The 25,824-nt window shown below is 73.3% G+C and carries 29 protein-coding genes; 15 read left to right on the top strand and 14 right to left on the bottom strand.

Annotation, left to right across the window (positions count from 1 at the left end; all coding sequences use genetic code 11):
• Both MUE36_11725 and MUE36_11730 read right to left on the bottom strand, forming a co-directional pair.
• A partial coding sequence (locus MUE36_11725; GenBank protein ID MCU0311594.1) for an AMP-binding protein occupies positions 1 to 575 on the bottom strand: 575 nt, incomplete at its 3' end.
• A 25-nt stretch (positions 576 to 600) separates the two neighbouring features.
• On the bottom strand, positions 601 to 1,752 hold the full coding sequence (locus MUE36_11730; protein ID MCU0311595.1) for a hypothetical protein: 1,152 nt from the start codon (positions 1,750 to 1,752) through the stop codon (positions 601 to 603).
• Between the two features lie 84 nt (positions 1,753 to 1,836).
• Here MUE36_11730 and MUE36_11735 point away from each other — a divergent pair, with 84 nt between their 5' ends.
• Positions 1,837 to 2,727 carry a 1,4-dihydroxy-2-naphthoate polyprenyltransferase gene (locus MUE36_11735; protein ID MCU0311596.1) on the top strand — a complete coding sequence of 297 codons (891 nt, stop codon included), beginning with the start codon at positions 1,837 to 1,839 and terminating at the stop codon, positions 2,725 to 2,727.
• A gap of 9 nt (positions 2,728 to 2,736) precedes the next feature.
• On the opposite strand, the gene MUE36_11740 is transcribed toward MUE36_11735, so the two are convergent.
• From MUE36_11740 to MUE36_11750, 3 genes are all read right to left on the bottom strand, one after another.
• Positions 2,737 to 3,078 carry a hypothetical protein gene (locus tag MUE36_11740; GenBank protein ID MCU0311597.1) on the bottom strand — a complete coding sequence of 114 codons (342 nt, stop codon included), beginning with the start codon at positions 3,076 to 3,078 and terminating at the stop codon, positions 2,737 to 2,739.
• Between the two features lie 33 nt (positions 3,079 to 3,111).
• Entirely contained in the window at positions 3,112 to 4,614 is a 1,503-nt protein-coding gene (locus tag MUE36_11745) for a D-alanyl-D-alanine carboxypeptidase (protein MCU0311598.1), read from the bottom strand.
• Positions 4,615 to 4,764: 150 nt separating this feature from the next.
• Positions 4,765 to 5,568, bottom strand: coding sequence for an alpha/beta fold hydrolase (locus MUE36_11750; protein ID MCU0311599.1), 804 nt, complete (start codon positions 5,566 to 5,568; stop codon positions 4,765 to 4,767).
• 94 nt (positions 5,569 to 5,662) lie between these two features.
• Between MUE36_11750 and menD the strand changes: the two genes are divergently transcribed.
• The gene (gene menD / locus MUE36_11755; GenBank protein MCU0311600.1) at positions 5,663 to 7,435 is read left to right on the top strand and encodes a 2-succinyl-5-enolpyruvyl-6-hydroxy-3-cyclohexene-1-carboxylic-acid synthase; all 1,773 of its coding nucleotides are present in this window, start codon (positions 5,663 to 5,665) and stop codon (positions 7,433 to 7,435) included.
• On the opposite strand, the gene MUE36_11760 is transcribed toward menD, so the two are convergent.
• The 3 genes from MUE36_11760 to MUE36_11770 form a co-directional block, all read right to left on the bottom strand.
• Positions 7,432 to 8,055, bottom strand: a complete 624-nt coding sequence (locus MUE36_11760; protein MCU0311601.1) for a DUF4126 domain-containing protein — start codon at positions 8,053 to 8,055, stop codon at positions 7,432 to 7,434. The genes menD and MUE36_11760 overlap by 4 nt on opposite strands.
• Positions 8,056 to 8,136: 81 nt before the next feature.
• A complete protein-coding gene (locus MUE36_11765; protein MCU0311602.1) occupies positions 8,137 to 9,420 on the bottom strand; it encodes an isochorismate synthase in 1,284 nt (427 codons plus the stop codon).
• Entirely contained in the window at positions 9,417 to 10,127 is a 711-nt protein-coding gene (locus MUE36_11770; GenBank protein MCU0311603.1) for a ubiquinone/menaquinone biosynthesis methyltransferase, read from the bottom strand. Before MUE36_11770 ends, MUE36_11765 begins: the two co-directional genes overlap by 4 nt.
• A gap of 95 nt (positions 10,128 to 10,222) precedes the next feature.
• Here MUE36_11770 and MUE36_11775 point away from each other — a divergent pair, with 95 nt between their 5' ends.
• Both MUE36_11775 and MUE36_11780 read left to right on the top strand, forming a co-directional pair.
• A complete protein-coding gene (locus MUE36_11775) occupies positions 10,223 to 11,350 on the top strand; it encodes a site-2 protease family protein (GenBank protein MCU0311604.1) in 1,128 nt (375 codons plus the stop codon).
• Positions 11,351 to 11,393: 43 nt separating this feature from the next.
• On the top strand, positions 11,394 to 12,620 hold the full coding sequence (locus MUE36_11780) for an acyl-CoA dehydrogenase family protein (GenBank protein ID MCU0311605.1): 1,227 nt from the start codon (positions 11,394 to 11,396) through the stop codon (positions 12,618 to 12,620).
• Positions 12,621 to 12,847: 227 nt separating this feature from the next.
• Here MUE36_11780 and MUE36_11785 read toward each other — a convergent pair whose 3' ends face one another.
• The 5 genes from MUE36_11785 to mshD form a co-directional block, all read right to left on the bottom strand.
• Positions 12,848 to 14,548, bottom strand: coding sequence for a hypothetical protein (locus MUE36_11785; GenBank protein ID MCU0311606.1), 1,701 nt, complete (start codon positions 14,546 to 14,548; stop codon positions 12,848 to 12,850).
• Between the two features lie 79 nt (positions 14,549 to 14,627).
• Positions 14,628 to 15,086 carry a MaoC family dehydratase gene (locus tag MUE36_11790; protein ID MCU0311607.1) on the bottom strand — a complete coding sequence of 153 codons (459 nt, stop codon included), beginning with the start codon at positions 15,084 to 15,086 and terminating at the stop codon, positions 14,628 to 14,630.
• A gap of 31 nt (positions 15,087 to 15,117) precedes the next feature.
• Complete coding sequence (locus tag MUE36_11795; protein ID MCU0311608.1) at positions 15,118 to 15,483, bottom strand: hypothetical protein; 366 nt, start codon at positions 15,481 to 15,483, stop codon at positions 15,118 to 15,120.
• Between the two features lie 4 nt (positions 15,484 to 15,487).
• Positions 15,488 to 16,564, bottom strand: coding sequence for a 23S rRNA (adenine(2503)-C(2))-methyltransferase RlmN (gene rlmN, locus MUE36_11800; GenBank protein ID MCU0311609.1), 1,077 nt, complete (start codon positions 16,562 to 16,564; stop codon positions 15,488 to 15,490).
• 9 nt (positions 16,565 to 16,573) lie between these two features.
• Complete coding sequence (gene mshD / locus MUE36_11805; protein MCU0311610.1) at positions 16,574 to 17,185, bottom strand: mycothiol synthase; 612 nt, start codon at positions 17,183 to 17,185, stop codon at positions 16,574 to 16,576.
• Positions 17,186 to 17,279: 94 nt separating this feature from the next.
• On the opposite strand from mshD, the gene nth reads away from it, so the two are divergent.
• The 9 genes from nth (at position 17,280) to hisF (ending at position 24,329) form a co-directional block, all read left to right on the top strand.
• On the top strand, positions 17,280 to 17,921 hold the full coding sequence (gene nth / locus MUE36_11810) for an endonuclease III (protein MCU0311611.1): 642 nt from the start codon (positions 17,280 to 17,282) through the stop codon (positions 17,919 to 17,921).
• A 278-nt stretch (positions 17,922 to 18,199) separates the two neighbouring features.
• Positions 18,200 to 18,394 carry a hypothetical protein gene (locus MUE36_11815; GenBank protein MCU0311612.1) on the top strand — a complete coding sequence of 65 codons (195 nt, stop codon included), beginning with the start codon at positions 18,200 to 18,202 and terminating at the stop codon, positions 18,392 to 18,394.
• 67 nt (positions 18,395 to 18,461) lie between these two features.
• Complete coding sequence (gene hisD, locus MUE36_11820) at positions 18,462 to 19,796, top strand: histidinol dehydrogenase (protein ID MCU0311613.1); 1,335 nt, start codon at positions 18,462 to 18,464, stop codon at positions 19,794 to 19,796.
• Positions 19,793 to 20,857 carry a histidinol-phosphate transaminase gene (hisC, locus tag MUE36_11825; GenBank protein MCU0311614.1) on the top strand — a complete coding sequence of 355 codons (1,065 nt, stop codon included), beginning with the start codon at positions 19,793 to 19,795 and terminating at the stop codon, positions 20,855 to 20,857. Before hisD ends, hisC begins: the two co-directional genes overlap by 4 nt.
• A complete protein-coding gene (gene hisB, locus MUE36_11830; GenBank protein MCU0311615.1) occupies positions 20,854 to 21,468 on the top strand; it encodes an imidazoleglycerol-phosphate dehydratase HisB in 615 nt (204 codons plus the stop codon). Before hisC ends, hisB begins: the two co-directional genes overlap by 4 nt.
• On the top strand, positions 21,465 to 22,124 hold the full coding sequence (hisH, locus tag MUE36_11835) for an imidazole glycerol phosphate synthase subunit HisH (protein MCU0311616.1): 660 nt from the start codon (positions 21,465 to 21,467) through the stop codon (positions 22,122 to 22,124). Before hisB ends, hisH begins: the two co-directional genes overlap by 4 nt.
• Positions 22,121 to 22,864: a 1-(5-phosphoribosyl)-5-[(5-phosphoribosylamino)methylideneamino]imidazole-4-carboxamide isomerase gene (gene hisA, locus MUE36_11840; protein MCU0311617.1), complete on the top strand. Its 744-nt coding sequence runs from the start codon at positions 22,121 to 22,123 to the stop codon at positions 22,862 to 22,864. The genes hisH and hisA overlap by 4 nt, the downstream gene beginning before the upstream one ends.
• 35 nt (positions 22,865 to 22,899) lie before the next feature.
• Complete coding sequence (locus tag MUE36_11845) at positions 22,900 to 23,556, top strand: class I SAM-dependent methyltransferase (GenBank protein ID MCU0311618.1); 657 nt, start codon at positions 22,900 to 22,902, stop codon at positions 23,554 to 23,556.
• Positions 23,553 to 24,329 (top strand): imidazole glycerol phosphate synthase subunit HisF, encoded by a 777-nt coding sequence (gene hisF / locus MUE36_11850; protein ID MCU0311619.1) that lies wholly within the window; start codon positions 23,553 to 23,555, stop codon positions 24,327 to 24,329. The genes MUE36_11845 and hisF overlap by 4 nt, the downstream gene beginning before the upstream one ends.
• 4 nt (positions 24,330 to 24,333) lie before the next feature.
• Here the strand turns inward: hisF and MUE36_11855 are convergent, their stop codons facing one another.
• Entirely contained in the window at positions 24,334 to 25,005 is a 672-nt protein-coding gene (locus tag MUE36_11855) for an alpha/beta fold hydrolase (GenBank protein ID MCU0311620.1), read from the bottom strand.
• 25 nt (positions 25,006 to 25,030) lie between these two features.
• On the opposite strand from MUE36_11855, the gene MUE36_11860 reads away from it, so the two are divergent.
• Positions 25,031 to 25,402, top strand: a complete 372-nt coding sequence (locus MUE36_11860) for a co-chaperone GroES (protein ID MCU0311621.1) — start codon at positions 25,031 to 25,033, stop codon at positions 25,400 to 25,402.
• Positions 25,403 to 25,450: 48 nt separating this feature from the next.
• The gene (hisI, locus tag MUE36_11865) at positions 25,451 to 25,822 is read left to right on the top strand and encodes a phosphoribosyl-AMP cyclohydrolase (protein MCU0311622.1); all 372 of its coding nucleotides are present in this window, start codon (positions 25,451 to 25,453) and stop codon (positions 25,820 to 25,822) included.
• The last annotated feature ends 2 nt before the right edge of the window (positions 25,823 to 25,824 follow it).

A 25,824-nucleotide genomic window follows, 5' to 3' on the forward strand; every position in this document is an offset into this window, starting at 1 on the left:
GGGATCACCGCCGGGGGGGCGGAGCCGCCGACGACGATGGCCCGGAACGCGGTGGGATCGAAGCGGGCCAGCGCAGTGGGGACGACGGTGGTGAGGGTTGCGCCCCGGCGGGCGGCGTCGGTGACGGCGGCAGCGTCGAACCCTTGGTGTACCTCGAGGGGCACCTCGAGGGTGAGTGCCCGGGTGATGACCGACAGACCGGCGATGTGGGAGACGGGCAGGCAGCACAGCCAGCGGTCGGTCGCCGGGTCGACCCCGAGGGCGACGCTGGTGGCCATTGCCGAGGCCCGCACCGATTCATGGCTGTGCACGACCCCTTTGGGCACCCCGGTGCTGCCGCTGGTGGGCACCACGAGAGCGTCGCCGTCCTCCACGGGCTCACCCCCCGGGAGCGCGGTTTCGTCCCCGTGGGCGTCGATCATGCGAGTGGGCCGCAGTGCGTCGATGGTGGCCGCGACCGCGGCCGCCGGGAGTCGGTGATCGATCGGCAGCACGGCGTCACCGCCGTCCCACGCCCGGCGTAGCGCGATGACGAACTCGCCTCCGGTGAGGGCCACAGCCACCAGCTCGCGCATGGAGACCGAGGCTAACGGCGCCCGTTCAGCCGGTGAACCTGGGGGTGGCCTGGGCGGCAGCCGCGGCGGGTGCGGCGGGTGCGGCGGGATCGACAGGAGTGGGTGGGGTCGGCGGGGTGGCGGCGGCGACCTCGACGGCGCCGATGTCGCATGCGCCGTTCTGCGGGCGGGTGATGCCCCGCTGGTCGGTGCCGGTGCAGTCGCCCACGCTGGAGGGGATGGCGTCGAGCAGGGGGCTCCCGGTCTCGGGGAGCATCGTGGCGGTGGGCCCGCCGTTGTCGGCGATTCCGGCCAGCCCGGGGTCGCCGTCGACGTCCTCGGTGTCGGTGGCCGTGTTGAGATCGCAGGACAGGTCGTCGGACCAGTTGTACCCGCCGGAGCTGAGGGAGCTGCTGCAGCTGTCGGCGGCGGCGTCGGCGAGGACGGTGGCGAAGACACTGCCGCCCGCGGACGCGATCGCGGCGCCGGACCCGCCCGCCTCGTTGCCCGAGAAGGTGGTGTAGCTGACGTCCACGTCCTGTGCGGCCAGCGCTCCACCGTCGGATGTGGCGGTGTTGCCCTCGAACGTCGAGTTGGTGACGGTGATGGTGCTGTCGCCCGAGTAGACGGCCCCGCCCCTCCCGGCTTGGTTCCGGGTGAAGGTGGAGCCCGTGATGGTCACGGCCTGGTTGGAGGTCCAGATGGCGCCGCCGTCGTCGTCGGCGGTGTTGTCGACGAAGGTCGAGTCGTTGACGGCAACCGGTCCGAAGCTCTTGATCGCGCCGGCGCTACCGGTGCGGTTGCCGCCGGTGATGGTGACCTCGTTGAAGGTCAGCTGCTCGATCGCGTCGTAGCGCATGATGCGCTCGCCGACACAGGTCTGATCGATCGTGGCGCCGTTGCCGTTGATCGTGAGCGGGCCGTTCCCGGCCTGGACCTCGAGGTAGCCGAGATCGCAATCGGTGAGCTCGTAGGTCTCGCCGGCCACCAGGTTGATGGTGTGGGGCCCGGCCCCCGCAGTGTTGATCTCGTCGATGGCGGCCCGCAGCGACCCGGCGCCGCCGTCGGCGGTCGTGGTCACGTCGATGGTGTCGGCGCCGGCGACAGAGGGGGCGATCATCACGAGCCCGCTGGCCAGGAGACCGAGCACCGCCACCCTGCTCGTCGACCGGATCAATGGCTTCATCTTTGTACGCACCTCGCCAATGTAGGGCAACTCCTCCCCTCAGGTCCCGGATCGCGGGATTCGGCGGACCTCACCCGTGCGGGGCATGCTGCTCGGGTGAACGCCTGGATCGAGGGGGCCCGCCCCCGCACCCTGCCGGCGGCGGTGGTGCCGGTCCTGGTCGGCACCGCGGCTGCGGCCGGGATGGCCGGCTTCGACGGCACGGGCAAGGGCATCGTCGCCTGGCGGTTCGCGGCTGCGCTGGTGGTGTCGTTGGCCCTGCAGGTCGGCGTGAACTACGCCAACGACTACTCCGACGGCGTGCGGGGCACCGACGACGAGCGGGTGGGGCCGTTGCGTCTGGTCGCCTCGGGCACCAAGCCCGCCTCGGCGGTGAAGCGGGCCGCCTACCTGGCGTTCACGGTGGCGGGCGCCGCCGGCCTCGCCCTGGCCGCGGCCACGACCTGGTGGCTCCTCGCGGTGGGCGCACTGGCCATCGCCGCGGCGTGGTTCTACACCGGCGGTCCCCGGCCCTACGGCTACGCCGGGCTCGGCGAGGTCTTCGTGTTCGTCTTCTTCGGGGTCGTGGCCACCACCGGCTCGGCCTTCGTCCAGATCGAGCGCCTCACCCCCCTCACCGCGGGCGTGTCGGTGCCGGTCGGCCTCCTGGCCACGGCGTTGCTCGTGGTCAACAACCTGCGTGACATCCCCGGCGACACGGTCGCCGGCAAGCGCACCCTGGCGGTGCGCCTCGGTGACCAGCCCACCCGGATCCTGTACACCGCGTTGATCGGCGCCACCTACGTGACGGTGCCGTTCCTCGCCGGCCTCTCCGAACGGCCGCTGGCCGCCGCCGCGCTGTTCACCGTGCTCCTGGCTCGTCCGCCGGTGCAGAAGGTGCTCGAGGGAGCGAGGGGCCCGGCGCTGATCCCCGTGCTCGGCGCCACCGGACGACTGCAGCTCGTGTTCGGCGTCGTGTTGGCCGGAGGCCTCTGGATCGGGGCCTGACGAGGCCGCTCAGGGTCGGGGCGGCTCGTCGACTCGGACCCGTTCGGGGGTGCCGGGCAGACCGCAGGCGCCGTCGGACTGCTGGGAGCGCCTGATCAGCCAGAACCCGTAGCCGGTCCCGGCCAGCCAGGTGAGGGTGATCACCGTCCCGGCGAACCAGGCGTGGTCGCGCAGGACGGCGCCGAACGCGGTGCCGCCGAAGACCGCCGCCAGGGCGGCCAGCGAGAGGGGGAGGTGGCACGGGCAGAGCACGAACGACCAGAGGAGCCACATCCGACCCCGCCGCTCCAGCGGCGGGGTGATGCCGACGGCTCCGTCGTCGGCGAACGTCACCGGGGATGGACGCTTCATACCCCGCAGGGTACCCGGACAGGTGGCCCGGGCCTAGCCGGCGTCGCGCAACGCCCGCAGGAAGGTCTTCACGTTGGCCGCCGACTGCTGGAGCCCGTCGGCGACCGTCGGGTAGGTGGCGTTCTTGGCGTAGACGGCCATGATCAGCCGCTCGCCGCCGGCTGTCGTCATGTAGCCCGCCTCGGCCTGGGTGACGAAGAGCGACGGGCGGGGTGGGAACTGCCCCTGGGCGCTGGTGCCGCTCTTGGCGGTGATCGTGCCGTCCTCGTCGAGGTCCGGGAGCGCGGCCTCGTAGACCTCGGACCAGGGCTGCGTGGTGGCCCACGTCAGGTAGTCGACCACGGACTGGGGCGTGGCCGACGAGGGGTCGCTGCCCTCACCGTCGTAGAGCAGCACCTGCTCGGGAGCCACACCGGCGTCCTCCACGCTGTCGTACATCGGGCCGAGGCCGTCGAGGCAGTCCTTCGAGCCCGCTTCGACCGCGAGGAGGCAGAGCATCGTCTCGGCTCCCCGGTTGTGGCTGATCTTGAGCACCAGCGTGGCGAAGGTGGACGCCGGGCCCGAGGTGAGCGACGCCACCTGGTTCGCCTCGACGTAGCTCCCCTCCGGCGGGAGGGCGGCGGCGCTCGCCGTGAGCGGGGCGGTGACCGTCACGCCGGCCCGCTGGAGCGCCTCGATGAACAGCGCCCTCGTGTAGGCGCCCGGGTCCGGGGCGAACACGGCCAGGTTGTACGGGTCGGCGCCGACGGGGACGCTGCCGGTGAGGACGATCCGGTTGTCGGCGCCGAGCTCGGCGGTGACGTCGGCCTCGCCGTCGGCGGTGGTGGTGACCTCGTTGACGACCTGGAAGTAGCCCGTCGTCGGGATCACCTGCGTCGCGGCGGGGGCCCCGGCGGCGGTCCCCGCGTCGACGCGGACGTCGAGCAGGTTGTCGTTCACCATGATCGGGGTGACGACGCCCTCCTTGGTCTCGAAGGGCTCCCACAACCGCTCGTCGACGAGGACGTCGCCGGCCACGGTGGTGACGCCCGAGGCGACGACCTGCGCGGCGAGGTCGTCCAGCCCGGCCAGAGGGTCGCCCTCCACCGGGGTCGCGAGGGGGGTGGCGTAGGCGTAGACGTGGTCCGGGGAGTTGAACTGGACGTCGCCGTCGCCGGCACCCACGCCCCGTCCGCCCATGATCATGTCGCCGGCTCCGACGAGCACGAGGTCGCCGGTGAGCGTGCCGCCGACCGGGGCGGCGGTGGCGTAGACCGGCGTCTCGAGGGTCTGGTCGACGCCGAAGATGTCGAGGTACGTGGCGACGGTGAACAGCTTGGTCGTCGAGCCGAGGAAGCTGATCTGGTCGGCGTCGGAGGCCCACTTCACGTCACCGCTCGAACGGTCGACGGCCTGGTAGGCCCACGTCCCGTAGTCGTAGGGGGGGAGGTCGACGACGGCCTGGGCGTCGGGCGGGAGGCTCGGCATGGTGGTGCCGGAGGTCGACTCCGAGTCGTCGGAGGTGCAGGCCCCCAGGAGGAGCGTCGCGGCGGCCACCAGGGCGGCGCCGATCCGCCATCGGGGAGGTCCGGTCCTGACCGCACCGAGGGTTGTTCGGGGTCCGATCGGATTCGGCATCGCGGTGTTCTAGCAGTCGTTCGATGACCGTTCACCCGTGGGCTCGCACGTCATGCTCGCCTCCGGCGGTCAGAGCGGCGCGGCGCCGGGGTCGGCCAGCCATCGCTGCACCGTCGCCGCGGTCCGCTCAGGGGCTTCGAGGTGGGCGGCGTGCCCGGTGTCGGGGACCACCGCCACCCGGGCGTTCTCCCCGATCGCCGCCGCCATCCGGCGGGCCAGGTCCGTGAACTTCCTGTCGTCGCCGCCGGCGAGCAGGAGCACGGGCATCGCCAGCCGGTGGAGCTCGTCCCAGAGGGGCCGCTGGGACCCGGTCCCCGCCGTCCGCAGGCTCGACGCCAGCCCTCCGGTGGTATTCCGGCGCCGTTCGTCGACGGCGGCGGCGCTGGGGGAGAGGCCGGCGAAGAGCGGTTGGGCGAGCCACTCCGCGAGGAAGGAGTCGACGCCGACGGCCTCGAGGTGATCGGCGAGACCCTCGTCGGCCGCCCGGCGGGCCGCCCGCTGGGCGTCGTCGTCGATGCCGGCGGTGGCCCCGATGAGCACCAGCCGGTCGACGAGGTCGGGCCGGGCGAGGGCCAGGTGCAGCGCCAGGCGACCTCCCATCGAGTAGCCGACGTACGTGGCCCGATGCCCCGACCGCCCGAGCAGGTCGGCACCGCCGACGAGATCGGCGCGGACCGCAGCGGATCCTCCGTGGCCGGGGGCGTCGACCGCCCACACGTCGTGGTCGGCGGCCAGCAGATCCGCGAAGGGGCCCCAGCAGCGGGCGGTCTGGGTGAACCCGTGCACCAGCACCAGACGATCCGCGCCGTCCGGGCCGCCCAGGCGCTCGATAGCGAGGCCGTCGTCGCGCGCCGTCGCGTCCGTCGATGCCATGCCGGGGAAGGTAGCGGTCGGCCCCTGCGAGGGGAACCGTCGGGGGCGCGGCGGGGGCATCAGCGCGACGACGGACGACCGTAGGCTGGCCGCCGTGGTCGACGACGCTGCCCCTCTCGCCCCCGACCCGCCGGGCGGGACGCCCGATGTCGGCGTCCTCAACGCCACGTTCGCGGCGACGCTGGTCGACGAGTGGGTGCGCGGCGGTGTGTCCGACGCCGTGGTCTGTCCGGGCTCCCGATCGACCCCGCTGGCCCTGGCCCTCGCCGCCGACGGCCGGATCCGGGTGCACGTCCACCACGACGAGCGCGCCGGGGCGTTCCTGGCCCTCGGGTTGGGTCGGGCCCTCGGCCGGCCGGCCGTGGTGCTCACCACGAGCGGCACCGCGGCCGTGGAGCTGCATCCGGCGGTCGTCGAGGCCGATCTCGACCGGGTGCCGCTGCTGGCCGTCACCGCCGACCGACCCCCCGAGCTCCGCGACGTCGGCGCCCCCCAGACCGTCGACCAGCAGCACCTGTTCGGCCGGGCGCCCCGGTGGTTCGCCGATCCGGGCCCCCCCGACGCCGCCGCGGAGGGGACGTGGCGGAGCGTCGCGGCGCGCTCGGTGCTCGAGGCGGTCGGTCCCCGGTCGGGACCGGTGCATCTCAACCTGCCCTTCCGCGAGCCGCTCCACGGTTCGCCGGCGGCGCTCCCGCCGGGACGCTCGGGGGGCGCCGCGTGGCACGCCCGGCCCCCGGGTGCCGGGGTGTCCGGCGAGCAGATCGAGGCCGTGGCGGCGTGCCTGCGTCCCGCTGCGGCGCGCGGCCTCATCGTGGTGGGCGGCGCGGTCGCCGACCCCGCCGGGGTGCTGGCCCTCGCCGACGCGTGGGGCTGGCCGGTCGTGGCCGACCCGCGCAGCGGCTGCCGTGTCGAGCACCCGCTCGTCGTCGCCCACGCCGACGCCGTGCTGCGCGTGGACGGGCCGCGGCGCGACGCCACGGCGGTGCTGCGCCTCGGCACGATCCCTGCGTCGAAGGTGGTGGCGAAGTGGTCGGCTGCGTCGACCGGCCCCCAGGTGGTGGTCGAGGCGGGCGGCGCCTGGCTCGACCCGCACCGCACCGCCGCACTCCTGGTGGCCGCCGAACCGGGCGCACTGGCGCGGGGGCTTGCCGGTGTCGCCGAGCCTGCGTCCGCCGATCCCGGGTGGTCGGCCGGGTGGCGGGCTGCCGATGACGCGGTGGCTGCGGTCATGGCCGCGGAGCTCGACGGCGAGGGGCCGGTCACCGAACCGGGCACGGCCCGTGCCGTGGCCGCGGCGGTCCCGCCCGGAGGTTCGTTGGTGGTGTCGTCCTCGATGCCGGTGCGCGACGTCGAGTGGTTCGCCGGCTCGCTCCCGGGGGTGACCGTCCACGCCAACCGGGGCGCGAACGGGATCGACGGCGTGGTGTCCACCGCAGTGGGGGTCGCGCTCGCAGGTGCACCGACCGTGACCCTGGTCGGCGACGTGGCGTTGCTGCACGACACCAACGCGCTGCTGGGCCTCGCAGGGCGTGACGTCGATCTGGTGGTCGTGGTGGTCGACAACGACGGCGGGGGCATCTTCTCGTTCCTCCCCCAGGCGGCGGCCCTGGACGCAGACCGGTTCGAGCAGCTCTTCGGGACCCCTCACGGTGTGGACCTCGGGCGGCTCGCGGCGGCGCACCACCTGGCGCTGCGCACCATCGACACCGCCGAGGCGGTCGGGCCCGCCGTGGCCCGGGGGCTCGCCGCGGGAGGCGTCCACCTCCTGCGGGTCGTCACCGACCGCGCCCGCAACGTCGAGGTGCACGAGCGTCTGCAGACGGCGGCAGGGGCCGCGGTCCGCGCCGCCTGCGGCGAGGTGGGTTAGGCGGTCGGGTCGCCGGCCGGACCGGCGGGAGGACCGCCGGGCGGAGGTCGGCCCCACCGGAGGCGGCGCCAGGTGCGACGCGCCACCCGGAAGGACACGATCGACACCGTGACGCTGGCCGCGAACAGCACGAGGGTCACGACGCCCGCGACGCGGGGATACGTGAAGGCGAGTGCCAGGAGCGCGGCGATCAGACCGTCCTCGAGCAGCGAGACGACGACGTTCGAGAACGGTTCGGGCGAGCTGTTCACCGCGGCCCGGACGCTCGCCTTGGCGACGTGGGAGGAGAAGGCCAGACCGCCGCCGGCGAGGGCCAGCACGACCGGATCGGGGATCGTCGGCCCCACCATCTGGTTCGGGGCCAGCGCCCCGATGGCGGCCCCGACGGCGGGCCGGATCACGGTGTGCGCCGCGTCCCAGACCGAGTCGAGCCAGGCGACCTTGTCGATGACGAGGTCCACGACGGCCAGCGCGAGGGCCAACGCGATGAGCCATGGCTGCTGCAGCACGTCGGACGTCTCGATCCACCCGACGCGCCCGGCGATGCCGAGCGCGGCGATCACCGCGTAGACGCTGATCCCCGCCGACCAGCTCGAGGCCAGCACCGTCCCGAGCTCCACGCGCTGACGGTACCCGCCGCCCATCGCGGTCCAGGGCGCGCCGCGTGGTGGTGGTCGCGCCCGCTGTCGATCCGGCCCTCCCTACGGCCGCACCAGGGCCCCAAGGAGGGCCTGGAGCTTGGCCCGCGTCTCGGCCAGCTCCTGGGCCGGGTCGGAGTCGGCGACCACCCCGACCCCGGCGAAGAGGCGAGCGGTGGTCCCGTCGATCTCCGCAGATCGGATCCCGACCGCCCAGGTGCCGTTGCCGGCTGCGTCGACCCAGCCCACCGGGCCGGCGTACCGGCCCCGGTCGAGCTCCTCGAGGTCGGCGATCAGGGCCAGCGCGGCGGCACGCGGCGTCCCGCCCACCGCAGGAGTCGGGTGCAGCGCGGTGACGAGCTCGAGCACCGACGCCGGCGGATCGGACAACCGTCCCTCCAGACGGGTGCCGAGGTGTTGGACGTTGGCCATGGCCACCACCGACGGCTCGGCCTCCTCGTCGAGGTACGAGCACCAGGGGAGCAGCGTGTCGTGGACCATGTCGATGGTGTGGCGGTGCTCGGCCCGTGTGTTCGACGAGGCCAGGAGGGATGCAGCCAGCCGGGCGTCCGCGCTGGGGTCGCCGCTGCGGGGGGCCGTCCCGGCCATGGGGTGGGCGGTCACCCGGTGGCCGCTGCGGGCGACGAGCAGTTCCGGGGTGGCGCCGAGGAAGCCACCGACGCTGAAGAGGTGGCTGGCCGGGTAGCTGCGGCGGAGCTGGTCGAGGATCGCCGAGGGCGCCAACGGCTGGTCGGTCCGGACCTCGACGGCTCGGGCCAGCACCACCTTCTCGGCCTCGCCCCGGGCGATGCGCACCGTGGCCTCGGACACGGCGTCGCACCACGAGGCCGCGCTGCGCAGGGCCCTCAGCGAGTACTCGCCCGGGCCGGCGTCGGCCGGGTCGAGGCCGGCGTCCCGCGCGAAGCCGGTGCTGCGGTCGAGACCCCGCCGTACGACCTGGTCCACCTCGTGGCTCGAAGGCTCGTCGTCCGCAGCGGCGATCGTGGTCACCCACCGGGTGCCGTCCTCGCTCCGGCCGACCACGATCCTCGGGACCACCAGCTCGCCCGCCGCCGACGGAGCGAAGGGCAGGGCGCCGATCGCCACCGGGCCCGAGCCGGGATGGTGGACGGGGTCGTCGTGGTCGATCGCCGCCAGGCTCGCCGCGACGACGGCGGCGTCGGCGGCGCCGCCCGAACGGGGGACCGGGATCCGCGCCGCGAAGCCGACCCCCGCCACGCCGACGCGCTCCTTCACGAACACCACACCGTCGTCGCCGGCGACGGCGACGAGGTCGGGGTCGGCGTCGAGGATTCGGGTGCGGGCCAGCAGGCCGGCGGGGCTCACCGCTCCGGAATCGTGCGGGTGGCGGTGACGAGCTGGGCGACGCCGGTCGACAACAGCGTGCGCTCGACCTGGTCGAAGCCGGCCCCCTCGAGCTGGCCGAGCATCACGCTCGGGGCGGGGAGATAGGCGACCGACTTCGGCAGGTAGCGGTACGCCGCCGGGTCGGAGAGCAGGCCCCCGACCTTGGGGACCACGGAGCCGAAGTAGATCCCGTGCCCCCAGCGCAGAAAGGCGTTCGGGGGCTCGGCCACCTCGAGAAGGGCGATGCGCCCCCCGGGCCGCACCGCCCGGGCCAGCTCCGTGAAGAACGCCGGGAGGTCGACGAGGTTGCGCAACGCGAACCCGCACGTCACGCCGTCGAGGCGGCCGTCGGGGACGGGGAGGCGCAGGATGTCGGCCTGGGCCAGCGGGGCGCCGGTGCGGGCGGCGGCCAGCATGCCGAAGGAGAGGTCGAAGCCGATCGGGCGCAGACCCTGGCCGCTGAGCTCGCGGCAGAAGTCGCCGGTGCCGCACGCCAGGTCGGCGACCGACGACCCGGGCCGGAGGTGCAGCGACCGCACGGTGCGCCGCCGCCAGCCGACGTCCATCCGGAAGGTCATGATCCGGTTGACGAGGTCGTACCGGGGGGCGATGGCGTCGAACATCGACTGCACGGCGACCCGCTTCTCGTCGCCCTCGGGCAGGTTCTCGGCGTCGATGTCGGCCACGAGCCGAGCCTACGGGTGCCGGTCGACGGTCATGCAGTCCGAGAGCGGCCGGACCCGACCGTCCCGCCCCGCAGCACCGGACCTAGCCTCGACCCGTGGTCAAGGCGCCCCGGGTACGGCTGTTCGGGATTCCGGTGCGGTTCGAGCCGGCCTTCTTCGTGATCGTCTTGCTGCTCGGCCTGCCCCAGTCACCGGAGTTCGTCGTCAGCTGGGTGGTGATCGCCACCGTCTCGGTGCTGGTCCACGAGCTGGGCCACGCCGTCGCCTTCCGTGCGTACGGTCTCGACGCCGACGTCGTGCTGCACGGCTTCGGCGGCCTGACCACGGCGGAGGGCACCCTGCCGCCGTCGGGGCGGATCGTGACCAGCCTGGCCGGACCCCTGTCGGCGCTGGTGCTGTTCGGCCTGCCGGCGCTGCTCCTCGAGCAGTCGGGTTCGGCGCCGGAGGGGGCGGCCGCCACGATCGTCACCCAGGTCGTGTGGATCAACGTCGGCTGGTCCCTGCTCAACCTCCTGCCCGTGCTGCCCCTCGACGGCGGTCACGTGTTCCTCGCCATCTGCGACGGGCTCACCAGGGGCCGTGGGCGACGGGCCGCGGAGATCCTGTCGGTGGCGGTCGCCGGCGCCCTCGCCGTCTGGGCGCTGTGGGCGGGTTGGGTGCTGGCGGCGGTGATGGCCGGTGGGCTGGCGGCGCTCAACCTGTTCCAGCTGCGCAAGGTCCGCCAGGACGAGCTGGCTGACGTGCTCGACCGGGCCCACCGGTCGCTGTTGGCCGGTCACCTCGACGACGCCGACGCCGGCCTCGCCCTGGTGGCCGCCGACCGCCCCACGGGGCCGAACCGCGCGCGTCTCGACGAGCTGCGGCGGTGGAGTGCCGTGTTCCACCACGGAGTGGCCGGATCGACCCCCGCCCCCCCGGGCCTGTCGCCGGCCGCGCCGGCGGCGTCCGGATCGACGGCGGTGCGGGCCGCCGAGACGCTGGCGGCCGGGCGCCGCGACGAGGGCGTCGCGATGGCGGCGTGGGCCTTCGCGAACGACGACGCCCCACTCGCCAAGAGCCTGCTCGCCGCGGTGCTGGCCCAGCAGGGCGTGGCCGGGGCCGTGGCCACCGAACTGGTGTTGATGGGCGACGAGGGGCGGGCCGGGGCGCGTCTGCTGTGCGAGCTCCTGCGCCACCTCGGCCGTGACGGCGCGGCCGCCCAGGTCGCGGCGGCCATGGGCTGACGGGCCCGGACCCTTCGTGGGGCCTGTGTCACACTGCCCGACCATGGCGATCGATTTCACGTTCCCGCCCGAGATCGACGAGATCCGTGGTCGCGTCCAGCGCTTCCTGGACGACGTCGTCCGTCCGGTGGAGGCCCGCGCCGACGCCGAGGACTGGAGTCGCGACCAGTGGATCGGCGGCATCGTCGAGATGCGCGCCGCTGCGAAGGACGCCGGGTTGTGGCTGCCGCACATGCCCGAGGAGTGGGGCGGGATGGGGCTCGGCCACGTGGCCATGGCCGCAGTGTCGGCGGAGGCGGGCAAGACCCGCATGGGCCCCTTCGCGCTGAACGCGCAGGCCCCCGACGAGGGCAACATGCACACCCTCCTGCACTGGGCCACCGACGACCAGAAGGAGCGCTACCTGCGCCCCCTCTGCGAGGGGCGGGCCCGGTCGTGCTTCGCCATGACCGAGCCCGACGTCGCCGGGTCGGACCCCACGTTGATCCGCACCCACGCCTACCCCGACGGTGACGAGTGGGTGATCAACGGCCACAAGTGGTTCATCTCCGGAGCCCGGGGGGCCAGGTTCGCGATCCTCATCGCCCGGACCGAGGACGACCCCGAGCGTCCCCAGGCCGCCAACACCGCCTTCCTCGTCGACATCCCGTCCGACGGCTGGGAGGTGGTCCGCGACGTCGAGACGATGTCGGGCAGCCACAACCACTGCGAGATCCGGATCACCGACCTGCGGGTGCACCGCGACCAGATGCTCGGTGGCCGCGGCCAGGGGCATCTCCTCGGCCAGGCCCGCCTGGGTCCCGCCCGGCTGGCCCACTGCATGCGCTGGATCGGCCAGGCCGAGGTCGCCCTCGACATGATGGTCGACCGGTCACTGCGCCGCTACGCCCACGGCTCGCTGCTCGCCGAGAAGCAGGGCATCCAGTGGATGATCGCCGACTCGGCGATGGAGCTCTACCAGTCCAAGTTGATGGTGCTCCACGCCGCCTACCTCGTCGACCACAAGCTCGACTTCACCTCCGAGGTGTCGATGGCGAAGCACTTCGTGGCCAACAGCCTCAACCGCATCATCGACCGGTCCATCCAGGTCCACGGCGCGCTGGGCTACTCCACCGACACCCCGCTGGCCCACATGGCCCAGCAGGCCCGGTGGGCCCGCTTCGCCGACGGCGCCGACGAGGTCCACCAGATGCGCATCGCCCAGCGCACCATCGCCGCCTACAAGGACCACGGCACCACCAAGGCGGCGACCGGCAAGCTCCCGCTCTGACACTCAGCTCGGCTCCGCGAGCGTTCGCCTCGCCGGCTTCGCCGAAACGCGGGACCGGTGCTGAGCCTCCTTGCTGGCGCGGCGTCGGCTGTCTCGTTCGGTTCGGCTCCGCGAGCGTTCGCCTCGCCGGCTTCGCCGAAACGCGGGACCCGTGCTGAGCCTCCTTGCTGGCGCGGCGTCGGCTGTCTCGTTCAGCTCGGCTCCGCGAGCGTTCGCCTCGCCGGCGGTCAGGGGGCGCGCGTGGTGGTCGGGGACGGGCCCGTCACCGCGCCGATGCCGAAGTCGGCGAGGTTGTTCACGCTCGGATGGGCGGCGCCGGCGGGCCCGGCGGCGAAGGCGTCGAGCAGGTTCTGGGTGACCTTCTGGAGGCGGCACGGTGGGCTGGTCTCGACGCCGTCGGGGCAGGCCTCGTCCATCAGCGGGCTCCAGCCGAACGTGCCGGCCGAGAACACCCCCGCTCCGCTCGGGGCGGAGTACCAGGTGGAGTCGGCGAAGGAGGCTTTGCCCCGGCAGTTCACGGGGGAGTGCGAGATCACCTGGATGTTCTCGGGTGTGGGCACCCCCGGGGTGACCCGGTCGTACTCGTTGCCGACCATGTCCTTCACCCGGTCGCCGTTCTCGAACCCTGAGCCGGCGAACATCCACGCTGACGCGTCGCCCACCACCCAGTCGGCCTTCACCGGGTTGCACTCGTAGTAGTTGCCGATCAGCGAGCTCTCGGGGTTGGCCGCCGGGGCGTCGCGGAACGATGTGGTGACCTGGGCGTTGTCCTTGCCGTTGAGGGGGTCCTCGGAAGCCGACCGGTAGTTCACCTCGTGGCGCCGCTCACCGAGCTCGGACGGTTCGAGGCGGATGCGCCGGTAGACGTTGTTGGCCCCGAAGAAGGCGAGGTTCACACCGGCGTCGCGAGCGCGCTCGAGGCCCTGGCGCATGGCGACGGTGTAGTACTCGTCGTGGCCGGGGATGAGCACGGCCTTGTGCTGCTGGGCCCGGTCGGGCTGGGCGTCGAGGTCGATGTTGGTCCAGTAGGTGACGTCGTAGCCGAGGCGCTCGAGGAACCAGATGAACTCGAACTCGCGACCGAGGAACTCACCTGAGCCGTTGCCGCCGTAGGGCCGGTCGAAGCTCACGACGCGTGCCCGGGTCTCCGATGCGCCGTTGACCCCGGTGTAGAGGTTGGTGCCGCCCCACGGGTTGTAGGCCTGCCAGGTGGTCACGGCGCTCTGCATGAGCAGGGGAGCGGTGCTGCCGTCGTCGCGCACCACGAGGGGGACGAAGGTGGCCCCGCCGTCGGAGCTGATGAGCTTGAACAGGTACTGCCCGGGTGGCCACGTGTCGTCGGTCTGCACGGTGAGCGACGGGGCCCACGGGGCCTCGCGCATGTTCGTCCTCGAGTCGATCACCGCGCCGGGTTGGTCGACACCGGGTTGGTCAGGGCTGGACCAGATCAGACGTCCGCCGCCGCCGCCGTAGTAGCCGATGCGGTAGGCGTCGACGCGCCAGGTGGGGGCCTTGGTCGAGACGTAGAGGGTGACGTCCTCGCCGAAGTCGATGCTGGTGGCATCGGCGAAGCCGCGGACCTTGTCCCACATCCTGGGGTCGTCGGGGATCTGCCACTCGGTGGTGCCCGGTCTGGTGTTCTCCTCACGGATCCAGTCCGGCCCGCGGTACTGCTCGATGCCCGCGCTCGTGTCGGCGTCGACCGCCGCCACCTCGACCCTGGCGTCCCCGCTGGCCTCGCTGGTCGGGGCTTCGGCGGAGGTGGTGGCAGGGGCGGTCGCGGACGTCGACGCCGCCCGCTCCGAGGGTGCCCGCAGGCCGAACGCGGCGCCCGCGCCGACGACGAGCAACAGGCCCACGGCCAGCGCCCACGCCGTGGCCTCCCGTCTGCGCATCCGGCGCAGCGACGCTTCGTCGGCGTGGCGCATCCGGGCGATGGTAGATGGGGCGTCAGGCGCTCAGGCGCACCCCTCGACGCCCGGCCCGTGCCCTTCGGGCGCTTCTCCGCTACTCGTAGTACCGGAAGATGACCTCGGCGACGCAGCTCGGCTTGGGGGCACCCACGACCTCGTAGGTGAACGTCATCGTGACCTGGGCACCGTTGCCGTCGAGCTCCTCCAGCGCGGTCAGCTCGGCGCCGAGACGCAGCTTCGATCCCACCGGCACGGGCGACGGGAAGCGCACCTTGCCCATCCCGTAGTTGACGGCCATGCGCATGCCCTCGACGCTCACGATGGTGGGCAGGAGGGCCGGGCCGAGCGAGAGGGTGAGGTAGCCGTGGGCGATCGGTCCGCCGAACGGGCCGTCCTTGGCCCGCTCCGGGTCGACGTGGATCCACTGGTGGTCGCCGGTGGCGTCGGCGAACGTGTTCACCCGCTCCTGGGTGATCTCGAGCTCGTCGCTGTACCCGAGGTGCTGGCCGACGAGCTCCTTCAACCCGGCGATGCCGGTCACGGTGGTGGTCATCTCCCGACCCTACCTGCGGCGGCGGAGCGTGCTACTTGAACCAGATGCGCTGGTAGTCGCGGCTCATGGGGTGCAGCAACAGCGCGAAGAGTGCCACCGGGAACAACAGGTTGATGATCAACCCGATGTCGAAGATCGACCCCAGGCCCTCGGAGGTCAGGAACAGGATGTACGGCAACAGCCCGAGGCCGGCCACGCCGACACCGAGCCAGTAGGCCCACTTCCTCTCGTTGGCGATCCCGAAGCCGGCCGCCGCCTGGCCCACGACGATGATCAGCCCGAGGACGGAGAAGACCTGTCCGAAGAGCACGCCGAACGCCGCGTTGATGTAGAGCAGGAAGACGGCGATCTGCAGCGTCTGGGGCTGGCCAGGGTTCGTCCACCTGCGGGTTTCCATCGGGTCAGTATGGCGGGCCGGGGGTCGGATGTGGAGGTCGCGGTCCGATCGACACCGGGGTTGCCTCGTGGGCGGCGCGCAGCTGGCCGCAGGCCGCGTCGATATCGGTGCCCCGGTTGGCCCGCACCGTCGCGTTCACCCCGACGGCCCGGAGCTGGTCGCGGAACGCCGCCACCCGCTCGGGGGGCGAGCCGGTCGTGGGCCAGCCGGGTGTGACGTTGAGCGGGATGAGGTTGACGTGGGCGCGCAGCGAGCGGGCGTAGTCGGCCAGCTCGTCGACGTCGGAACGGCGGTCGTTGACGCCGTCGATGAGCGCCCACTCGAACGACAGCCGGCGGTTCTTGGTCTCCAGGTAGGTGGCGCAGGCGGCGTGGAGGTCGGCGAGGGGGTAGCGGCGGTTGACGGGCACCAGCTCGTCGCGCAGGGTGTCGTTGGCGGCGTGGAGCGACACCGCGAGGTTGACCGGGAGGGACTCGGCGGCGAGGCGTCGGATGCCCGGCACGATGCCGACCGTCGAGATGGTGAGGTGCCGGGCCCCGATCCCGAGGTCGTCGTGCATCCGGGTCACGGCCGCCCACGTGCGGTCGTAGTTGGCGAGTGGCTCGCCCATCCCCATGAACACCACGTTCGACACGCGGCGGGGCGGGTCGCCGGCGGCCGCGTGGCGCCAGGCCTCCACGACCTGTTGGACGATCTCGCCGACGGTGAGGTGGCGTTGGAAGCCGGCCTGGCCGGTGGCGCAGAACCCGCACCCCATGGCGCAGCCGGCCTGGGTGCTGACGCACACCGTCGAGCGGTCGGGATAGTGCATGAGGACCGTCTCGACGGTGGCGCCGTCGTCGAGCTCCCACAGCCACTTCACCGTCTCGTCACCGTCGGCGCGCGACTCGGCGACGGGGCGCAGCGCCGACGGGAGCTCCGCGTCGAGCCGGGCCCGCAGCGCCGTGGGCAGGGTGGTCAGCTCGTCGGGGCGACGACGTTCGGCGTAGAGGCCCCGCCAGACCTGGTCGACCCGGTAACGGGGTTCGCCGGCGAGGAGCCCGGCGAGCTCGTCGCGGTCGAGGTCGTAGCGGGTGGGCACCTGCTCACGCTAGCGACCGCCCTGCGGTCGCTCCCACCAACGGTGGCTGGAGTGGGGGGTGAACCCGAGGTCGGCGTAGAGGCCCCGGGCAGCGACGTTGGTGGACTCGACGTGCAGCATCCCGTGGCGCAGGCCCTGGTCGGCCAGGTGGCGCAGGCCGGCCAGCGTGAGGGCCCGCCCGAGACCGAGGCCGTGGAAGTCGGGGTCGACGGCGATCACGTAGATCTCGCCGAGGGCGGGGTCGTCGTCGCTCGCGGGGTGGACCTTGGTCCAGCAGAAGCCGGCCAGGCGCCCCTCGCGCTCGTGGAGCAGGAACCCGTCGGCGTCGAACCATGGTTCCGCCTCGGCGGATCGGAGCTCGGCGGGCGTCCATCCCGACTGGTCGGGGTGCCATGCGAAGGCCCGGTTGTTGACGGCCAGGAACGCGTCGTCGTCGATGCCGGGGCGGAACGGTCGGAGCCCGATCGGGTCCGGTTCCGCGGCCGGGAGCGGGCACCGGAGCTGGAGCACCTCACGTACGAGCACCAGCCCGGCGGCCGCCGCTGCTGCGTCGTGGTCGGCGTCGACCGGTTCGGCGTCCAGGGCGATCAGGTCGCCGTCGGCGTTTCGCGTCTCGTGCACCACCCGGGCGACCCTAGGGCCTCGGTCGCGTCATCGGCGGCGACGCCGCGGGCCGTCTCGAAGGGTCGTCCCGACCCACCGCTAGCCTCGCCCGATGGCCCGTCCGAGAAGCCCGAAGGGGCGCGCCCGGGAGGTGCGACTCCGCCTCGACGCCGAGTACCCCGACGCCCGGTGCGAGCTCGACCACCGCAACCCCTACGAGCTGCTGGCGGCCACGATCCTGTCGGCGCAGTGCACCGACGCCCGGGTCAACATGGTCACCCCGGCGCTGTTCGCCCGCTTCCCCTCGCCCGAGGACCTCGCCGTCGCCGATCCGGGTGAGGTCGAGGAGCTGGTGCGCTCGACGGGGTTCTACAAGAACAAGACCAGGAGCCTGATCGGGATGGCCCAGGCCCTCGTCGACCGCTTCGACGGCGAGGTGCCCGGCGCCATGCGTGACCTCGTGACCGTGCCCGGCGTGGGCCGAAAGACGGCCAACGTGGTGCGCAGCGTGGCCATGGACCTGCCGGGGCTGCCGGTCGACACCCACGTGCTGCGCCTCTCGGGCCGTCTGGGTCTGACGACCGAGACCGACCCGGTGAAGGTCGAGCACGTCCTGAACCCGATGGTCCCGGCCGCCGACCGGGGCCGATTCAGCCTGTTGTTGATCCTGCACGGCCGCCGGGTCTGCGTGGCCCGTACCCCCCGTTGCGGCGACTGCGTGCTGTCCGACTTCTGCCCGTCCAGCCGAGTGTGACGATCTCGATCGGCTGGCGGGGATCGTGACGGATGCGGAGACCGCCGGGTCGACCCGACGCCGGAGCAGGCTTCGGTGCTGCCGACCTGACGTGTCCCGTCGGCCCGAGTGCACATGGGCGAGGAATACGGGTAGGGTCCTCGGCGTCAGGTTCCCGCCACCTGACATCGGCGACACACATGGGATCCGCCGCCCAGTGTCGCCCCGCCGACGCCCCCTTCGAGGGGCGTCGGCCTCTTTTTCGCCCTGGCGGGCGATCGACGGCCCATACTGCCGACGTGGACTCCGAACGCGCCCAGCTGTCGTCGGCCAGCACGACCCTCGAGGAGCTCGTCGCCAAGGTCACCGCGGTGGGGGAGCGCCTCCACGCCGACGGCGAGGAGTCCCTCGCCCACGAGCTGTTCGAGGTCGAACGGGCGCTGCGGGGAGCTGATCGGCGCCTGCGCGGCGTCACCGTGCGCATGCGCGGCTGACCGTCACGCACGATCCGGGCTCGAACCGGCGCCGGGGTCCGACGGGTGCGGCAGTAGCGTTCGATCCGTGTTGACGCGACTCGACCTGCGCGGGGTGACCGGCGATCCCGCCGCCCACCTGCCCCGCCCCGACCCCGGCGGGGAGGGCCCGGTGGCCGCGGTGAAGGAGATCGTCGCCGACGTTCGGGCCCGGGGCGACGTCGCGCTCAGGGAGCTCACCGAGCGCTTCGACGGCGTGAGCCTCGACCACCTGCGGGTCGACCCGGCCGAGGTCGCCGACGCGCTGGCCACCTCGCCCGCCGACCTGGTCGCCGCCCTCACCGAGGCCCGTGACGCCGTCGAGGCCTTCCACCGCACCCAGCTGGCCGCCCCGCACTCGTTCACCCGGGCCGGCATCCGCGTCGACGGTCTGACGGTCCCCGTCGACCGGGCCGGGTGCTACGTGCCCGGCGGCCGTGGCGCCTACCCGTCGACGGTGCTCATGACGGCGGTGCCGGCCAGGGTCGCCGGGGTGCCCGAGGTCGTGCTGTGCGTACCACCGGACCGCACCACCGGAAGGGTGGCCCCGGCCACCCTGGCCGCGGCCGCCCTCGCCGGCGTCGACGAGGTCTACGCGGTGGGCGGTGCCCAGGCCATCGCCGCCCTGGCCCACGGCACCGAGTCGGTGCCTCGGGTCGACGTGATCGTCGGACCGGGCAACGTCTACGTGGCGCTCGCCAAACGGGAGGTCGCCGGGCAGGTCGGTGTGCCCACCGCATTCGCCGGTCCGTCGGAGATCGTGGTGGTCGCCGACTCGGGTGCGCCCCCCGACTTCGTCGCCGTGGACCTGATGGTCCAGGCCGAGCACGGACCCGACGGGCTGTCGTGGCTCGTCACCTGGGACCCGGCCGTCGCCGACGCCGTCGACGCGGCCCTCGCCCGACTCGTCGCCGCAGCCCCCCGGCGCGAGGAGATCACCGCCACCTTCGCCACCGGCGGCTTCTGCGCCCTCGTGGAGGGGCCGGAGGCGGCCATGGCGGTCGTCAACCGCATCGCCCCCGAGCACCTCGAGCTGATGGTCCACGACCCCGATGCCCTGGTCCCGATGGTCCGCCACGCCGGGGCGGTGTTCTGCGGCCCGATGGCCCCCGCCTCGATCGGTGACTACGTCGCCGGCCCCAGCCACGTCCTGCCCACCTTCGGCAGCGCCCGCTACGGCAGCGCCCTCACCGTGGCGGACTTCACCAAGCAGGTCCACGTCGTGCACGTCGACGACGCCGGCTTCCGTCGCGCCGCGCCGGTGGTGGCCGCCATCGCCCGCGCCGAGGGGCTCTCGACCCACGCCGAGTCGGTCGACCTGCGCCTGCGCACCCTCGACGCTCTCGCCGCCGCCAACCCGTCCGCCGCACGGGTGACGCCGTGATCTCGCCCCGCGACGACGTCGCCCTCATGGAGGGGTACCACTCGGCCCAGGTCGACGTGGCCGTGCGCCTCAACACCAACGAGTCCCCCGAGCCGCCCCCCGCCGAGTGGATCGACGAGGTCGTCGACGCGGCGCGCCGCATCGAGTGGCACCGCTATCCCGACCGCGCTGCGCTCGAGCTGCGCACCGCCGTCGGAGAGCTCCACGGGGTGGGCCCCGAGCAGGTCTTCGTGGCCAACGGCTCCAACGAGGTCCTCCAGACGCTGCTGCTCACCTACGGCGGACCCGGCCGCACCGCCGCCATGTGGGAACCCACCTACGCGCTCCACGCCCACATCGCCCGGCTCACCGGTACCGGCGTCGTCGCCGGTGAGCGGGCTGCCGACCACGCCGTCGATCTCGACGAGGTGCGCCGCGTCGTCGCCGAGGCCTCGCCGTCGGTCGCCTTCCTGTGCTCGCCCAACAACCCGACCGGTCTCGTCGACTCCGAGGCCACCGTGCGGGCCACCCTCGACCTCGTGGCCGACGCCGGCGGCATGCTCGTCGTCGACGAGGCCTACGGGCAGTTCGCGCCGTGGTCGGCGCTCGGGCTCGTCGCCGACGACGTCCCCCTCGTCGTCACCCGCACGTTCTCCAAGACCTGGTCGATGGCCGCCGCCCGGCTCGGGTACCTGATCGGCCCGGCCGAGGTCGTGGTCGAGCTCCACAAGGTCGTCCTGCCCTACCACCTCGACGCGCTCAAGCAGGCCGCCGGGCTCACCGCCGTCGCCCACCGCGCCGAGATGGAGGCGCGCGTCGCTCGCCTGGTCGAGGAGCGCGGCCGTCTCGTGGCCCGGCTCGCCGAGCTCCCCGTGGACGTGTGGCCCTCGGGGGCCAACTTCGTGCTGTTCCGACCCCGACCCGTCCCCGGCGACGAGACGTGGCGGCGTCTCGTCGACAAGTCGGTCCTGGTGCGCGACTGCTCGTCGTGGCCCCGACTCGACGGGTGCCTGCGGGTCACCGTCGGCACCCCCGAGGAGGACGACCTCTTCCTCTCCGCCCTCGAGGAGATCCTCTCGTGAACGCCCATCGCCCCGATCCCGACCGCCGTGCCGCCGAGGTGGCCCGCACCACCTCGGAGACCGACATCGCCATCGAGCTCGACCTCGACGGCGGCACCACGGTCGAGGCCACCACCGGTCTGCCGTTCTTCGACCACATGCTGAGCCAGCTCGGCCGCCACGGGGGCTTCGACCTCGTCGTGCGGGCCACCGGCGATCTGGAGATCGACGCCCACCACACCGTGGAGGACGTGGGCATCGCGCTGGGGGAGGTGTTCCGGGCCGCGGTGGGCGACAAGGCCGGCATCCGGCGCTTCGGGTCGGTCCGGGTGCCTCTCGACGAGGCTCTCGTCGACGTGGCCCTCGACCTGTCCGGACGCCCCTACCTGCACTACGAGGTCGACTTCCCCGGCGAGAAGATCCTGGGCGATCCGCCGTTCGACCCTCAGCTCGTCGAGGAGTTCTGGCGGGCCTTCGTGGTCGCCTCGGCGATCACCCTGCACGTCACCTCCGTCCGCGGTCGCAACACCCACCACCTCGTGGAGGCCACGTTCAAGGGCGTCGCCCGGGCGCTGCGCGACGCGGTGCGCGTCGAGGGGTCCGGCGTGCCCTCGACCAAGGGCGTGCTGTGAGCGCTGTGGAGGGGTCGGGCGGCCAGGTCGGGCCGCTGGTGGCGGTGCTCGACTACGGGATCGGCAACCTGCGCTCGGCGCAGAAGGCGCTCGAGACGGTGGGTGCCGACGCGCGGCTCACCGCCGACCCCGCCCTCGTGGCCGATGCCGACGCCGTCGTCCTCCCCGGGGTGGGCGCGTTCGGGGCGTGCATGAGCGCGTTGGGGTCCGCCGGCCTCGACGAGGTCGCCGTCGCCGCGGTGGCATCCGGGCGGCCGTTCCTGGGTATCTGCGTCGGGATGCAGATGCTCTACGACGGTTCCGACGAGTCGCCCGGTGTGAGCGGGCTCGGTGTGCTTCCCGGGGTGCTGCGCCTCCTGCCCGACGGCGTCAAGCGGCCCCAGATGCAGTGGAACCTGCTCGAGGTGCGGCGCCCGTCGGCGATGTTCGCGGCCGTGCCCGACCCGGTGTGGGTGTACTTCGTCCATTCCTACGCCGCTCCCCTCGGTCCCGACGTCGTCGCCACCTGTGACTACGGCGGGCCCGTCCCCGCCGCGGTGGAGCGGGGCCCCCTGTGGGCCACGCAGTTCCATCCCGAGAAGTCGGGTACGACCGGGCTCGACCTCCTGCGCGGGTTCGTGGCGGCGGCCCGCACCGGCGTGGCGGCCGGCGCATGATGGAGCTGTTCCCGGCCATCGACGTCCGCGACGGGCGCTGCGTGCGGCTCTACCAGGGCGACTACGACCGCGAGACCGTGTACCACGACGACCCGGTCGAGCAGGCCCGCTCGTTCGCGGCAGCGGGTGCGCCGTGGATCCACGTGGTCGATCTCGACGCCGCCCGAACCGGACTCCCGGTCAACCGCGCGGTCATCGCCGAGATCGCCGCGGGGGTCGACGTGCCCGTCCAGACCGGCGGGGGCGTGCGGGACGAGGCCGCCGCCGAAGCGCTGTTCGAGGCGGGCGTGCGCCGCGTCGTCGTCGGCACCGCCGCCCTCGAACAGCCGGCGCTCGTCGCTCGGCTCGCGGCCCGCTTCCCGGTGGCCGTCGGCCTCGACGCCCGGGGCCGCGAGGTGGCCGTCCGAGGTTGGGAGAAGGGTTCGGGCCGTGACCTGCTCGACGTCGCCACGGAGTTCGCCGACGTCGGCGTCGAGGCGTTGGTGGTGACCGAGATCGCCCGGGACGGCACCTTGGCCGGCCCCGACCTGGACGGGCTGGCCGAGGTGCTGGCGGCGTCGCCGCTCCCGGTGGTGGCGTCCGGGGGCGTGGGCGACCTCGCCGACCTCGCCGCCCTCGCCGCGCTGCGTGCCGGCGAGCGCTCGTTGGCCGGCGTCATCGTCGGCAAGGCCATCTACGAGGGCGCCTTCACCGTCGAGGCCGCCCTCGCCGCTCTCGACCCGTCGCCCCGAACGGCCTGACGGGCCTCCGGGACGCTCCCCGTACACTCCGCCTCATGGACGCCGACGCCTGGAACGAGCGCTACGACACGGCCGAGCTGATCTGGTCGGGTGAGCCCAACCAGTTCCTGCCCCCCGAGGTCGACGGCCTCAGCCCGGGTCGGGCCCTCGACCTCGCCACGGGGGAGGGCCGCAACGCCGTGTGGCTGGCCACCCAGGGGTGGCAGGTCACGGGGGTCGACTACTCGTCGGTCGGGATCGACAAGGCCCGTCGGCTCGCCGCCGAGCGTGGCGTCGAGGCCTCCTTCGTCGTCGCCGACGCCACCGCGTGGACGCCCCCCGCCGACGGCTTCGACCTGGTGATCGTCTTCTACCTGCAGCTCCCCGCCGACCAGCGGAGAGCCGCGGTGGCCACCGCGGTGCGCGCCCTCGCCGCCGGTGGCACCTTCCTGCTCGTGGCCCACGACCTGCAGAACCTGGCCGAGGGCTACGGCGGTCCCCAGGACGCGGTCGTGCTCACCACCTCGGAGGCGATCGTCGACGACATCGCCGCCGCCTGCCTGGACTTCGGGGTCGAGCTCGTGGTCGAGCGCGCCGAGCGGGTCGACCGGGTCGTGGCCACACCCGACGGTGAGCGGGTCGCACTCGACACGCTCGTCCGGGCGAGGCGACTCGACGTGGCGCCCGCCGATTCGGTTCCCCCGCCGGGGTGAGGACCGCTCGGGTCATCCCCTGTCTCGACGTCGACGCCGGACGCGTCGTCAAGGGCGTCAACTTCGTGGGCCTGCGCGACGCCGGCGACCCCGTCGAGCTGGCCGCCCGCTACGACGCCGAGGGGGCCGACGAGCTGGTCTTCCTCGACATCACCGCGTCGTCGGACCGGCGCGACACCATCGTCGACGTGGTCCGCCGCACCGCCGAGCAGGTCTTCATCCCCTTCACGATCGGCGGCGGGATCCGCACCGTCGACGACGCCCGCCGACTCCTGCGCGCCGGGGCCGACAAGGTGTCGGTGAACACCGCGGCCGTCGAGCGCCCCGCGCTGGTGGCCGAGATCTCCGCCGAGTTCGGCAACCAGTGCGTCGTCGTGGCCATCGACGGGCGTCGGCGCCGGGATGCCGACGGCGCGCCGGGCGAGGGCTGGGAGGTGTTCACCCACGGCGGGCGGACTCCCACTGGCCTCGACGTCGTCGAATGGGCACGAGAGGCGGAACGGCTCGGGGCCGGGGAGATCCTGCTCACCTCGATGGACCGTGACGGCACCCGCGACGGCTTCGACGTCGAGCAGACCGCGGCGGTGGCCGACGCCGTCGGGATCCCGGTGATCGCGTCCGGCGGCGTCGGTACCCTCGACCACCTCGTGGAAGGCGTCACCGAGGGTCGCGCCGATGCCGTGCTGGCGGCGTCGATCTTCCACTTCGGCGAGCACACCGTCCACGAGGCCAAGGCGCACATGCTCGCTGGCGGCGTTCCCGTCCGCCCCTGAGCACTCAACAGTTCGGAGAAGGGGGAGGGGGAGGGGCGAGGGAGGCCGCGAACTCGATGACGAGGCGGGCGGCGGCGTCGGTGCGTCCGACGAGGAAGTGGTCGGCGCCGGCCACCACCTCCACCCGGGTGTTCGTCCATGTCGCGGTGGCCTCCCGGGCCGATGCCGGCGACCGGAACTCGTCGTGCTCCGGCACGATCAGCAGCTTCGGCCGGACGTCCCGGGCCACGGCCGCGTAGTCGGCGGTGGGGCGGATCCGCATCGGCGCGGCGATCAGCACCCACCCGTCGAGGCGATCGTCGAGGACGGTGAGCGACACGTCGGCGCCGAAGGACCAGCCGCACAGCACCAGTGGCCGCCGGTCGGTCCGCTCGGTGAGCGCGTCGATGGCCGCCTCCACGTCCAGGCGCTCGTCGACGCCGTGGCCGTGGGAGCCCTCGCTTCCTCCGACGCCTCGGAAGTTGAACCGCAGGGCTGCCAGCCCGGACTCGGGCAGCACCCGGAACAGCTCGCTGGTCACGAGCGACGCCATCGAGCCCCCGTGGAGCGGATGGGGGTGGGCGAGCACCACCGCGCCGACGGTCTCCGCCGTGGCGGGGCAGCGCACCTCCGCCTCGAGGTTCAGCCCGTCGCCCGTCGCCAGTCGCAGGGAGGTGGTGGCGAGGTCGTCGGGCACAGGGCGAGACGGTACCGTCCCTGCGGTGACCCCACCGAGCTCCGACATGGCCCCCGACGACGCCTCCGCTCCCGACAGCCTCGACAAGCTGCCGATCCAGATGCTCAACGACCGGATCCTCGTCCAGACCGCCCGGGCCGAGGGCGAGCGCCGCTCGACCGGCGGCATCCTCATCCCGGCCACGGCCCAGATGGGCAAGCGCCTGGTGTGGGCCGAGTGCGTCGCCGCCGGCCCCAACGTGCGTTCCATGCAGCCCGGCGACCAGGTCCTCTTCAACCCCGAGGACCGCTACGAGGTCGAGGTCCGCGGCGACGACTACATCATCCTGCGTGAACGCGACGTGCACGCCGTGGCCGCCAAGCGCCTCGAAGAGGGCAGCACCGGCCTCTACCTCTAGCCCGCCAACCCGTTCGCGGCCCGGCCACCCCGCCGGTACCCTCGCACCATGCCCGTGAGCACGCCCATCGCCTTCACCGACGACCAGCTCGAGGCCGTCACCTACAACGCCGACGGCCTCGTGCCCGCCATCATCCAGGAGGAGGGCACCGGGCAGGTGCTGATGATGGCGTGGATGAACGCCGAGTCGCTGCGCAAGACCCTCGAGACCGGTCGCACCTGGTTCTGGAGCCGGTCGCGCCAGGAGTACTGGTGCAAGGGCGAGACCTCCGGCGACCGCCAGTTCGTCCGATCCGGCTCCTACGACTGCGACGGCGACACCTTGTTGTTCGTCGTCGAGCAGGAGGGCAAGGGCGCCTGCCACACCGGCCACTACTCCTGCTTCTTCTCGCCGTTCGGGCCCGCCGCCGACGCCTCGTGAAC

The organism is Acidimicrobiales bacterium, from assembly GCA_025455885.1.
GTDB lineage: Bacteria > Actinomycetota > Acidimicrobiia > Acidimicrobiales > Acidimicrobilacustridaceae > Rhabdothermincola_A.

Coding starts and splice junctions, on each gene's coding strand:
- hisA (MCU0311617.1), top strand. CDS start 22,121: ATGATGGAGCTGTTCCCGGCCATCGACGTCCGCGACGGGCGCTGCGTG.
- MUE36_11750 (MCU0311599.1), bottom strand. CDS start 5,568: ATGGCATCGACGGACGCGACGGCGCGCGACGACGGCCTCGCTATCGAG.
- MUE36_11790 (MCU0311607.1), bottom strand. CDS start 15,086: ATGACCACCACCGTGACCGGCATCGCCGGGTTGAAGGAGCTCGTCGGC.
- MUE36_11795 (MCU0311608.1), bottom strand. CDS start 15,483: ATGGAAACCCGCAGGTGGACGAACCCTGGCCAGCCCCAGACGCTGCAG.
- MUE36_11780 (MCU0311605.1), top strand. CDS start 11,394: ATGGCGATCGATTTCACGTTCCCGCCCGAGATCGACGAGATCCGTGGT.
- MUE36_11785 (MCU0311606.1), bottom strand. CDS start 14,548: ATGCGCCACGCCGACGAAGCGTCGCTGCGCCGGATGCGCAGACGGGAG.
- hisI (MCU0311622.1), top strand. CDS start 25,451: ATGCCCGTGAGCACGCCCATCGCCTTCACCGACGACCAGCTCGAGGCC.
- MUE36_11740 (MCU0311597.1), bottom strand. CDS start 3,078: ATGAAGCGTCCATCCCCGGTGACGTTCGCCGACGACGGAGCCGTCGGC.
- nth (MCU0311611.1), top strand. CDS start 17,280: ATGGCCCGTCCGAGAAGCCCGAAGGGGCGCGCCCGGGAGGTGCGACTC.
- MUE36_11845 (MCU0311618.1), top strand. CDS start 22,900: ATGGACGCCGACGCCTGGAACGAGCGCTACGACACGGCCGAGCTGATC.